Origin of the sequence: Streptomyces sp. NPDC088246 (assembly GCF_044741025.1) — a bacterium.
Classification (GTDB): domain Bacteria; phylum Actinomycetota; class Actinomycetes; order Streptomycetales; family Streptomycetaceae; genus Streptomyces.
In genome coordinates, this window is record NZ_JBIURV010000001.1 from 18,690 (window position 1) to 30,588 (window position 11,899).

At 72.4% G+C, this 11,899-nt stretch carries 6 protein-coding genes; 3 read left to right on the forward strand and 3 right to left on the reverse strand.

Annotated elements, in window-relative coordinates:
* Window positions 1-92 precede the first annotated feature (92 nt).
* The 3 genes from ACIPEK_RS00050 to ACIPEK_RS00060 all read right to left on the reverse strand — a co-directional run bounded on the left by ACIPEK_RS00050 (window position 93) and on the right by ACIPEK_RS00060 (window position 6,690).
* Window positions 93-1,517, reverse strand: a complete 1,425-nt coding sequence (locus ACIPEK_RS00050; protein WP_401989378.1) for a carbohydrate ABC transporter permease — start codon at window positions 1,515-1,517, stop codon at window positions 93-95.
* A 4-nt stretch (window positions 1,518-1,521) separates the two neighbouring features.
* Window positions 1,522-2,886: an ABC transporter substrate-binding protein gene (locus tag ACIPEK_RS00055; RefSeq protein WP_383071786.1), complete on the reverse strand. Its 1,365-nt coding sequence runs from the start codon at window positions 2,884-2,886 to the stop codon at window positions 1,522-1,524.
* Window positions 2,887-3,027: 141 nt separating this feature from the next.
* On the reverse strand, window positions 3,028-6,690 hold the full coding sequence (locus ACIPEK_RS00060; protein ID WP_401989379.1) for an FHA domain-containing protein: 3,663 nt from the start codon (window positions 6,688-6,690) through the stop codon (window positions 3,028-3,030).
* Window positions 6,691-7,192: 502 nt separating this feature from the next.
* Here ACIPEK_RS00060 and ACIPEK_RS00065 point away from each other — a divergent pair.
* The 3 genes from ACIPEK_RS00065 to prfB all read left to right on the forward strand — a co-directional run bounded on the left by ACIPEK_RS00065 (window position 7,193) and on the right by prfB (window position 11,527).
* The gene (locus tag ACIPEK_RS00065; RefSeq protein ID WP_401989380.1) at window positions 7,193-8,839 is read left to right on the forward strand and encodes a serine/threonine-protein kinase; all 1,647 of its coding nucleotides are present in this window, start codon (window positions 7,193-7,195) and stop codon (window positions 8,837-8,839) included.
* Window positions 8,840-9,020: 181 nt separating this feature from the next.
* The gene (locus ACIPEK_RS00070; RefSeq protein WP_401989381.1) at window positions 9,021-10,259 is read left to right on the forward strand and encodes a serine/threonine-protein kinase; all 1,239 of its coding nucleotides are present in this window, start codon (window positions 9,021-9,023) and stop codon (window positions 10,257-10,259) included.
* Window positions 10,260-10,420: 161 nt separating this feature from the next.
* The gene (gene prfB / locus ACIPEK_RS00075; protein ID WP_383071790.1) at window positions 10,421-11,527 is read left to right on the forward strand and encodes a peptide chain release factor 2; all 1,107 of its coding nucleotides are present in this window, start codon (window positions 10,421-10,423) and stop codon (window positions 11,525-11,527) included.
* Window positions 11,528-11,899: the final 372 nt, after the last annotated feature.

The window sequence follows — 11,899 nt, forward strand, 5'->3', positions numbered from 1 at the left end:
CTCCTTCCGGATCCGGCGGACGTTGCTGTGCCGTCCCGGGGGGCAACCCCCGGACCCCCGGCAGGGGCTCGTGGCCGTGTTTGACGCTGTCGTCATCGGCGCCCCTCCTTCCGGATCCGGCGGACGTTGAAATACATCACCGGGAGTACCAGCAGCAGCAGGAGCACGGCGATGGCGCTGCCGATCCCGAGGTCCGCGTCCGTACCGAACGAGGAGCGGTAGAGCTGGAGCGCCAGCACGTTCGCATCGTCCTGCGAGGAGCCCGGCGCGATGATGAAGACCAGGTCGAAGATCTTCAGAACGTTGATCATCAACGTGACCAGCACCACCGCGAGAACGGGCGCGAGCATCGGCACCGTGATCCGGCGGAACACCTGCCACTCGTTCGCACCGTCCACCCGGGCCGCTTCCAGGAGTTCACGCGGCAGGCCCGCCAGGCCCGCGGCGATCAGCACCATCGCGAACCCGGCCCACATCCACACGTAGGAGCCGATGATCCCCGGTGTGACCAGGGTCGGGCCGAGCCACTCGACCCCGTTGTACGGCTCCTTGAAGTTGGAGGCGGGGAGCCGGAGTTCGGCGCCGTCCGCCGAAGCGGGCAGGGTGAATGTCCCGTCCGCGGCCGCCGTCGTCGAGGCGACCACCTTGCCGTCCTTGACCGCCTCCACCTCGATGCCCTTGAGCCCCAGCTCCTTGGCGTCGATGACATTGGGTCTGCCGCCGCCGCCCCTGGTGAAGTCCAGCCACGCGGTACCGGTGATCTTCCCGGCCCCCGCAGCCGCGGCCTTCGCGGGCTTCGCGTCCGTCGGCATCTTCGCCGGTGCCACACCGACCAGCGGCAGCTGCACCGGCTGCCCGGCCCGTACCGGCGCCTTGGTGACGAACGAACCGCCGCCGCCCGCCTTGAGCGGGTGGACGGGCAGCGGATGCGCCTTCGGATAGCCCGCCGACTCGGCGAATGTGTCGTGCACACCCACCCATACGGCGTTGGCGACCCCGCGCTCCGGGGCCGCGTCGTACACCAGCCGGAAGATGATGCCCGCGGCGAGCATGGAGATCGCCATCGGCATGAAGACGATCAGCTTGAACGCCGTACCCCAGCGGATCCGCTCCGTCAGCACCGCGAAGATCAGCCCGAGTACGGTGGAGACCGTCGGCGCGAACACGACCCAGATCGCGTTGTTCTTGACCGCTGTACGGATGGTGTCGTCCGTGAACAGCGCCTTGTAGTTGTCGAGTCCGGCGAAGCCCGTACCCGCCTGGTCGAAGAACGACCGGTAGACGGAGTACACGATCGGATAGACCACGAGCGCGCCCAGCAGCACCAGCGCGGGCGCCAGGAACAGGGCCGCGATGACCCGGCGGGTGCCGGTCACACTTCTGCGGCTGCGGCTGCGTTTCGGGCCGCCGGCCGGGGCATCGGACGGCTGTCTGGGCGAGGGCGGCGACGACTGTCCGGACGGATGCTTGTCGGCGGGGGGCACCGCGTCGGCGCCCCCCGCTGTGGCTGTCGTCATCCCGTCAGCTCTTGTACGCCTTGGCCGCGTCGGACTCCAGCTTGGCTTGAGTCCCCGCGATGTCCTTCGGGTTCTTCAGGAAGTCCTGGAGGGTCTTCCACTCGCCCTTCCCGGGCGTCCCGCCGAACGACTGCGGGGCCTGGTCGGACATGTCGAACCGGACGGCGTCACCAGCCGCGACCAGCGCCTTCGCCATCGTGCGCTGCACCTCGTTCGGGTACGCGGCGGCGTCCAGGGACTTGTTCGGCGAGATGAACCCGCCCTGCTCAGCCATGATCTTCGCCGCGTCCGTCGAGGCCAGCCAGGTCAGCAGGGCCTGGGCGCCCTTGCCGTCCTTCAGTGCCACCGCCGCGTCGCCGCCCGTCACGACGGGGGACTCGGCGCCGACCGCCGGGAACGGGAACACCTTGGCGTCGGTCCCGATCTTCGCCTTCGTCTGCGCGATGTTGACGGCCACGAAGTCGCCCTCGTAGACCATCGCGGCCTTCGGCTGGTCGCCGCCGGTGAAGGTCTGGGTGACCGAGGCCGGGAACTCCGTCTGCAGCGCGCCGTCGGCGCCGCCGGCGATCAGTGACGGCTTGCCGAAGAGCTGCGCGAGCGTGGTCAGCGCGTCCTTGACGGAGGGGTCCGTCCACTTGATCTTGTGCTGGGCCAGCTGGTCGTACTTCTCCGGGCCCGCCTGGGAGAGATAGATGTTCTCGAACCAGTCGGTGAGGGTCCAGCCGTCCGCGCCACCGACCGAGACCGGGGTGACACCCGAGGCGGAGACCGTCTCGGCCGTCGCCAGGAAGTCCTTCCAGGTCTTCGGTTCGCTCGCGCCCGCGTTCTCGAACGCCTTGGCGTTGTACCAGATCAGGGACTTGTTGGCGGCCTTGAAGTAGACGCCGTACTGGGTGCCGTCCACCGTGCCGAGGTCCTGCCAGACCTTCGAGTAGTTCTTGTCCAGCTGGGCCTTGGCCTCGTTGCCGACCGGCTTGGCCCACTTCTTCTGCGCGGCCTGCTGGATCGCGCCGACCTGCGGGATCATCGCGACGTCCGGCGGCTGACCTCCCGCGATCTTCGTACCGAGGAAGTTGACGATCGGGTCCTGCGCCGGGACGAAGGTGACCGTTGCCCCCGTGCGGTTCTCGAACTCCTTGAGGACCTTGACGAAGTTGGCCTGCTCGACGCCGGTCCAGACCGCCGCGACCGAGAGCTTCTCGCCGTCCAGTTTCGGCAGTACGACGCTCGGCGAGCTCCCCTTGCCGCCCTCGGAGCTCTTGTCCGACTTGTCTTTTCCGCCGCCGTCGTCACTGCAACCGGTGAGGGCCAGTGCGCCGATGGCGGTGAACACTGCGGCGGCCCTGCTGATCCGAAGGGTTGTGCGCATTGCTTCCCCGTCTCTCACATCGTTGTGTGCGCACAGTCCTACGCCCGGTGTACGGGTGCCGCAATACCGCTTCTCGGGTCAACTCCTTGATCGTAATGGGCTCGTGACGTCATGTCAGTGGATGTCCGGACCCGGTGCCCCTCAGGAACGGACGGGCCCGAACGGGGCTATCGGCTCGGCGTTCACCGACCTGGCCGCCCGCTCCAGCGCACTGGCCAGCAGGGCCAGGTCCGTCGGACCGTTGCCCAGTTCGCGGACCGGGCGCCGGGCCGGCGGATCGCCCATCCGCTCCCACTCCAGCGGGACGACGGTGGGGCGCAGGGTCGCCGTACGCGGAATGCGTCCCGTCACCCTGCCGCCCTGGAACGGTGTCACCCGCCCGTCCGGATGCCCCAGCCGGCCACGTCCGGGCGCCGGATCCTCCGGCGACGGCGGGACGACCGGCGCGTCGAGCACGATGCGCAGCCGCGCCCCATGGGCCAGGTCCGTGTCCTCCGTACGGTCCGGGCGGGCGGACGTGGCGACCAGGTGGACGCCGAGCCGGCCGCCGTCCCTGGCCACGGCTTCCAGGGCCCGTACGACCGACCCCGCGGCGGGCCGGCCGGGGCTGCCGAGCGCCGGGGCGACCAGCGCGTCGAAGTCGTCGACCAGGACGACGAGCCGGGGCAGCGGGGAGGGGCCGGGATCCGTGGACCGCGCGGCAGCGGGCCGCAGCCGGAGCGTCCCGCTCATCGGGGAGTCCAGGTCTCCGCGCTGCTCCGCGGCGCTCGGCGGGCGCTGGCCGACCATCCGCTGCGCCGCCTCGTGCCGGTGGTGCCACTCGGTGAAGTCGTACGGGCCGAGCAGTTCGGCGCGCCGCTTCAGTTCGCCGCCCAGCGCCTGCGCGAACTCGCGCATCCGTACCGGGTCGGAGGCCACCAGGTGTGTGAACGCGTGCGGGAGTTCGGTACAGGGGCGCAGGCTCTCGCCGCGCTCGCCACCGGCGCCGTCGACCAGGAGTATGCCCAGCCGGTCGGGCCGGGCTGCCGCGGCCAGCGAGGCGGCGACGGCCCGCAGCAGCTCCGTACGTCCGCTGCCGGCCGGCCCCTCGATGAGAAGGTGGGGGCCCTCCTCCGCCAGATCCACACTGACCGCGCCCCGGGGCCCGGCCCCGAGCACCACGACGGGCCGCCCGGCGGCCACGGCGGCGGTGCCCTCGGCCCGGGCGGCTGCGGGCACGCCGGTGCCCGTGTTCGCTTCCGCTGCGGTACGTGCGGCTGCTGCCCCGCTCCCGGCGCCTCGCGCCGCGACCGGGGGTGTGTCGCCGCCGCGCGGGCCGCTGACCCGGTTCGAGGTCCGCCCGGATCCGGCGGAACGGAGACTGTCGGCCCCCTGGACATCACCTCCGCCCCAGGTACCGGACCCGGGAACGGTGCGGGAGCTCGGGGTGTCCCCGGGCGAACTGCCGTAGCGCCCGCCGCCGACACGGGAGGTGCCGGGGTACGGGGTGCGTCCGGAGCCACCGGTGTCGTGGGAGTCGTCGCGCACGAGGCCGTGGCCCGCGGTGCCGATGTGGGTGGTGGTCTCGCTGCCGGGGTACGGGGTGCGCCCCGAGCCGGGGGCGTACCTGCCCGCGCGGTCCGGCCCCGGTGCGCCGCCTGTGCGCTGGGCGCCCACGCGGGGGCCCGCACTGCGTGGGTACTCCGTACGTCCCGAACCGCGGGCATCCGCGTCGGCCGCATCCGTACCGCCACCGGCGCCCGTCGGGCCGCCCGCCCAGCGGCCCGAACCGCGGACCGTGGCGCCGGGCTGGTCGTCCGCGGTGGAGGCCCAACGGGCCATCAGGGATGCCGGGGTGGCACGGGCCAGGCCCAGTTCGTCCAGCAGCCGGGCGGTCGGCGGGAGCGCGGCCGACGCGGACCGGCCGTGGGCCGACGCCGAACCCTCCGTACGCAGCGGGGCCAGCGCCCGGCCGAACCGCTCGGCCCAGTGCGCCGACACCGCGTCCACCGCGGCGACCGTGCCGCGGCCCGCGGCCCGGCCGTCCGCCGTGCGCAGCAGTCGCAGTGCCGTGGCCACATCGCCGCTCAGCATCGCCACCGCCCCGCACTCACGGAACGCGATCGAGGCGTGGCAGGCGGCCTCGTACGTCGCCGCGACCGGTGAGGTGGGCGTGGCGGCCGGGGTCTCGGCCAGACAGATCAGATGGATTCCGGCAGCGGCACCCGCGGCGGCCAGCCGGGCGGTGTTCTCGCGCAGCACCGCCGAGCCGGGGTCGCCGTCGACGATCACCACGGTGTACGGGCCCGAGTACTGCCCGGCGGCCTCGGCGACCGTGCTGCGGTCCAGGCTCGCCCAGCCGGGCCCCAGCGGCCCGTCGTCCAGCCGTCGCACCAGCTCCGTCGCACGGGCGACGGCCTGTTCCCGGTCGTACGCGAGGAGCAGCCGGCAGTCCTGGCCGTGCATGGGGCGCAGATGGGGCAGCCAGCCGAGCCAGGCCCATTCGCGCCTGCGCTCGTCCGCGCTGCGGGCGCGGTCCGTGCTGATCAGCACGATCTCCAGATCGGCGGGGGAGTGCAGCGCGGCGAGCTGCGCCACCGCTGAACGGGCGAGTCCGGCCAGCCGGGTCCGCGGACCGGCGAGCCCGAGGGAACCGGCCTCCCGCAGCCCCACGGTCACCGGCACGGCGGGCAGCTCGGCCCGGTCCGTCGTCCCCAGGCGCACCACGAGCGCCTCCGGGTGCGCGGTGTCGCGCTCCCACAGCCGGGGGCCGGGTCCGAGCGCGGTCAGCAGCACGGCCGCGGGGTCGGGCCAGATGCTCTGCGCGGCGGATCCCGATGGTGTCGCGGGGGAGGCGGCGGCCGGGAACGGCAGCTCGGCCGCGCCTGTCTCGTCGGGCGTCGCCTCGTGCACCGGCTCGCCCTTGTTGCCCGCGAGCCTGCGCGCCCAGGCGCCTATCCCGCCCCGCCGGGGTGTCCCGTCGCCCGGGAAGCGGGGGGAGTGCTCGGAGGGGGACTGGCGGCGGGTGTCGGCCCATCCGCCTTCGCCGCTCTCGTACGTGTGACGGTCGCCGGGCCCCTCGTACGGGGCGGGCCCGGGGCCGGCGGTGGCCGGGGCATACCCGTGGCCGGAACCGTACTGCTCGGCGAAGCCGCCATCGGCGGCGGCCGCGCCTGCTGTACCGGACACCCGCAGATGCCCCTCGCCGTCCGGGGCTGCCGCCAGCGTCGGCGTACGCGCGCCCGAGGTCAGCCGGAGCGTCGATTCGCCGAGCCGCAGCAGCGCGCCGGGCTTCAGACGGACCGGGCGGTCGCGGACCTCCGTACCGTCGAGCAGGGTGCCGTTGGTGGAGCCCAGGTCGGCCACCGAGACCAGGCCGTCCGCGGAGACCGTCACCGTGCAGTGCAGGCGGGACACATCGGGGTCGTCGAGCGGGACGTCCGCGTCGGCGGAGCGGCCGATCCGGATCCGGCCGCCGTGCAGCAGATGGACCCCGCCCGCGTCGGGCCCCGCGACCACGTGCAGCTGCGCCGGAACGGCGTCGTCCGCCGCCTCGTCATCGCCCGGGACCTGGAGCGAGAGCACCGCTCCGTCGACCAGCGGGGGCTCCCCCAGTGCGCACCGCTGCGCGTCGAGCCGCTCGCGCCCGGCGAACAGCACCACCGCACCGCTGCCGAGCGAGCCGTCGGGCCCGGAGACGGCCGCGGCCAGATTGGACGCCACCGTGGCGAGCGCCGTCCCCGGCGGGGCGGTGACCAGCACGTCGCAGGCGCGCGCCGGAGTCTGGCCGCTGCGCGGCGCGAGGACGGTCAGCCGGATCTGCATCGCCGTCGGCGGTCCCTTCTGCGCGGGGCGCCGGGCAGGGGAAACGCCCTGTGATTCCCCCCACCCGACAACCCGGACGCGTCGTCCGGTACAGGTTCGTCACGTGCTACAGGGCTCCCTACCCCACAGTCCGTGCTGAAGGCATCCTCGCACCTGCCACTGACAACACGCCCGGGGGCCACCGCTAAGTGATCTTGAAAGGTCGGCTGTGCGCCCATAAGTGCCTGCTTGGAACGTTCTCCGCGGCAGCGCAACCGATCCGGGAGAGCGCCCGGAGCGGTTCATCGCACGTGTGTACGACAACCATCCGCCCGGTGTGAGCGTCTTGTTCCGCAACCGGCCGGTACCTCCTTCAGCAGGCAATCGGGCCCGGCGGACAAGGACGGCGACGGCAACCGGGCGGACCCGCCCGACCTCGCCGGTCACCCCACTAGAGTGGGCCGGAACTCCCGGGGGGATCCGGGAGCACCGCAAGCACCACGATCAGCAGGGAGCGCATGACGTGCGGCCGGTAGGCAGCAAGTACCTGCTCGAGGAGCCGCTGGGACGCGGCGCCACGGGCACCGTCTGGCGTGCCCGCCAGCGGGAGACCGCAGGCGCCGAGGCGGCCGTCGCGGGCCAGCCCGGCGAGACCGTGGCGATCAAGGTCCTGAAGGAGGAGCTCGCCAACGACGCGGACGTCGTGATGCGGTTCCTGCGGGAGCGCTCCGTGCTGCTCCGGCTCACCCACGAGAACATCGTGCGCACCCGCGACCTGGTCGTCGAGGGAGATCTGCTCGCCCTCGTCATGGACCTGGTCGACGGCCCCGACCTGCACCGTTACCTCCGCGAGAACGGCCCGCTCACCCCGGTCGCCGCCGCGCTCCTCACCGCGCAGATCGCGGACGCGCTCGCCGCCAGCCACGCCGACGGTGTCGTCCACCGCGATCTGAAGCCCGCCAACGTCCTGCTCGACGAGCGCGACGGCCAGATGCACCCGATGCTCACCGACTTCGGCATCGCGCGCCTGGCCGACTCCCCGGGGCTGACCCGGACCCATGAGTTCGTCGGCACGCCCGCCTATGTGGCGCCCGAGTCCGCCGAGGGGCGGCCGCAGACGTCCGCGGTCGACATCTACGGCGCGGGCATCCTGCTGTACGAGCTGGTCACCGGGCGCCCGCCGTTCTCCGGAGGCACCGCCCTCGAAGTCCTGCACCGGCACCTCAGCGAGGAGCCCCGCCGCCCCACCACCGTCCCGGCGCCGCTGTGGACGGTCATAGAGCGCTGCCTGAGCAAGGACCCCGACCGGCGGCCCAGCGCCGAGAACCTGGCCCGTGGTCTGCGTACCGTCGCGGCCGGTATCGGCGTGCACGCCAGCTCGGCCCAGATCGCGGCGGCCGACGGCGTGGGCGCCCTGCTCGCACCCGACCCGGCGCCCGCGGCCGTTCCCCAGACCCCCGGTGCGGCCGACCCGACGCAGGTGCTGCCCAGCAACGCGGGCTCGTACGATCCGAACGCCGCGACCAGCGTCATGCAGCACGCCCCCGGCCCGGGCGGGCACGCCGACCCGACCTCGGTCATGCCGCCCGTACCGCCGCACCCGGACGGCCCTCCGCAGCCCGAGGGGCCGCACCCCTGGCAGTCCCAGCTCCAGGCGGCCCGCGATCGCAACGAGCAGACGCAGGTCCAGTACCTCGACCCGGGCCAGGACCCGCTGCGCCGCCGCCCCCAGCGGTCCCAGCCCCAGCCCCAGCAGCCTCAGCGACGGCAGCAGCCGCCGCAGCCTCAGCAGTACCAGCAGCAGCCGCAGCAGTACCCCCAGCCCCGGCAGCAGCAGTACCAGCCGCAACCCCAGCACCAGCCCCAACAGCAGTACCAGCGGCAGCAGTACGCGCCCCCGCAGCAGCCGCCGCCCCAGCAGCCGGCCCCGCGGCAGCCCCGCGAGCCGAGGCAGCGCAGCGCCAACCCGATGAGGATTCCCGGCCTCGGCTGTCTCAAGGGCTGCCTGTTCACCCTGGTGCTGCTGTTCGTCGCGGGCTGGCTGATCTGGGAACTGACCCCGCTGCAGGACTGGATCGGCCAGGGCAAGAGCTACTGGGCGGCGATCAGTGACGCCGTCTCCAGCGTGACCGACTGGGTCTCGAAACTGGGCGGCAGCAGCGGTCCCTGAGCGGCCGGTGCACCATCAACTCTGTAGCTATATCGACTTCTGCGGGCCAGTTTCCACCGCATTTCGCCCGCAGAAGTGAGGGTTGGCGCCATCCCGGGCACTCAACACCCCGATCGACGCGTAACTTTGTCGACCGGGGGTCATGAGCGACGGTCCATCGCCAGCCGCTGAGGGAGCAGTTTTGGCACGGAATATCGGCAGCCGGTACACCGCCCACCAGATCCTGGGGCGCGGCAGCGCCGGCACGGTGTGGCTCGGCGACGGGCCCGAGGGCCCGGTGGCCATCAAGCTGCTCCGCGAGGACCTCGCGTCCGACCAGGAGCTCGTGGGCCGCTTCGTCCAGGAGCGCACCGCCCTGCTCGGCCTGGACCATCCGCATATCGTCGCCGTCCGCGATCTCGTGGTGGACGGCAACGACCTGGCACTGGTCATGAACCTGGTACGCGGCACGGACCTGCGCACCCGCCTCGACCGCGAACGCCGTCTCGCGCCCGAGGCCGCCGTCGCGATCATCGCGGATGTCGCCGACGGCCTGGCCGCCGCGCACGCCGCCGGGGTGGTCCACCGTGACGTCAAGCCGGAGAACATCCTGCTCGACATGGAGGGCCCGCTCGGCCCCGGCGGCTCGCACCCGGCGCTGCTCACCGACTTCGGCGTGGCCAAGCTGATCGACACCCCGCGCCGCACCAAGGCCAGCAAGATCATCGGCACGCCGGACTATCTGGCCCCCGAGATAGTCGAGGGCCTCCCGCCCCGCGCCGCCGTCGACATCTACGCACTCGCGACGGTCCTCTACGAACTCCTGGCCGGCTTCACGCCCTTCGGCGGCGGACACCCCGGCGCGGTCCTGCGCCGCCACGTCACGGAGACGGTCGTCCCGCTCCCGGGCATCCCCGACGAGCTCTGGCAGCTCCTGGTCCAGTGCCTGGCCAAGGCCCCGGCCTCCCGGCTGCGCGCCTCCGAGCTCGCGGCCCGGCTGCGCGAGCAGCTCCCGCAGCTGGCCGGTATCCCGCCGCTGGACGTGGACGAGCCGCATGTCGAACCGGAACCCCAGACGTACGACGAGCAGCAGTACACCCCCGCACCCGAGGAACCCCGCCGCCGCGGCGCGGTCCCCCTGGTCCCCGGCTCGTCCGCCGACTCCAACCGGGACACCCACACGAGCATGCGTGTCCCGGCCCCCGACGAACTCTCCGGCGGCCCCCGGGGCACGGCCAGGGCCCCGCGCTCCCCGGGCCGGCCCCGCCCGGGCTCGGCCCGCAACAAGTCCGCGGCCGTCCGCAAGCGCCGCCTGACGCTGGGCGCCGCGGCGCTGGTGCTGGTGGTGGCGCTGGGCGTGGGCGGCTGGCTGGCGCTGGGCGACGACGCCGCGGACGCGCCTGCGCAGGACACGAAGAACTCGGCACCCGGAACACCCTGACCCCCCGGGGCCCGCGAGGCGGTTCCCGATGGGTCCGGGGCCGCAGAGTCCCGTGGGCACCCCTTCGCCGTACGGCCCGGTGACGCGGCTCCCACACGGTCGCGGAGTCGTGATCATGCGGCCCGAGGAATGTCCGCGCCGACAGCCGTTACGCTGGACCCGTGGCAGTCGTCGATATTTCCGAAGAGCTGAAGTCCCTCTCCTCGACCATGGGGTCGATCGAGGCCGTCCTGGACCTGGATGCGCTGAGGGCGGACATCGCCGCGCTCGAGGAGCAGGCGGCGGCGCCGTCCCTCTGGGACGACCCGGACGCGGCGCAGAAGATCACCAGCAAGCTTTCGCACCTCCAGGCCGAGGTCCGCAAGACCGAGGCCCTGCGCGGCCGCATCGACGATCTCGGGGTTCTCTTCGAGCTCGCCGAGGACGAGGGCGACGCCGACACTCTCGCCGAGGCCGAGGCGGAGCTGGAGTCCGTCAGGAAGGCGCTCGACGAGATGGAGGTCCGTACGCTCCTCTCCGGCGAGTACGACTCCCGCGAGGCCCTGGTCAACATCCGGGCCGAGGCCGGTGGCGTGGATGCCGCCGACTTCGCCGAGAAGCTCCAGCGCATGTACATCCGCTGGGCCGAGCGGCACGGCTACAAGACCGAGGTCTACGAGACGTCGTACGCGGAAGAGGCCGGCATCAAGTCGACCACCTTCGCCGTCCAGATCCCGTACGCCTACGGCACCCTCTCCGTCGAGCAGGGCACCCACCGGCTCGTCCGGATCTCGCCCTTCGACAACCAGGGCCGCCGCCAGACGTCCTTCGCGGGTGTCGAGGTGCTGCCCGTGGTCGAGCAGACCGACCACATCGAGATCGACGAGTCGGAGCTGCGCGTCGACGTGTACCGCTCGTCGGGCCCCGGCGGCCAGGGCGTCAACACCACGGACTCCGCGGTGCGCCTGACCCACCTCCCGACCGGCATCGTCGTCTCCTGTCAGAACGAGCGCTCGCAGATCCAGAACAAGGCGTCCGCGATGAACGTCCTCCAGGCGAAGCTCCTTGAGCGCCGCCGCCAGGAGGAGCAGGCCAAGATGGACGCCCTCAAGGGCGACGGTGGCAACTCCTGGGGCAACCAGATGCGGTCCTACGTCCTGCACCCGTACCAGATGGTCAAGGACCTGCGTACGGAGTTCGAGATCGGCAACCCGGAAGCGGTCTTCAACGGCGAGATCGACGGCTTCCTGGAGGCGGGCATCCGCTGGCGCAAGCAGCGGGAGAAGTAGGCGGGCCCCAGCAGTCTGTTGCTGCTTCCTGTTCTTACGGCGGTGCCGGAATCCCGACGGGGTTTCCGGCACCGCCGTTTTCGTCGGGGAGGGGTGCGGGGCGGCACCCGAAAGGGAGTTGGGGTTCCGAGTTGCGCAGGTGGCGTGGTGAGTGCGTCACAGTCGTGATTCTGAATGAAGGTCAACTGCTATCAAAGCGGTGCACATTGCACGGAACGGCCTTGACGCAGGCCTTAACTGTGGACAGGGTGCTAGAGCAGCATGCGTATGTCTGGGACGGGTGTGAACGGGGGCGGGCGGCGTGACCACGGTTCCATGTGGCGCTGTTCGGAGCAAACCCCGCAGAGCCGGGGCCCGCATATGGCTGCTCCA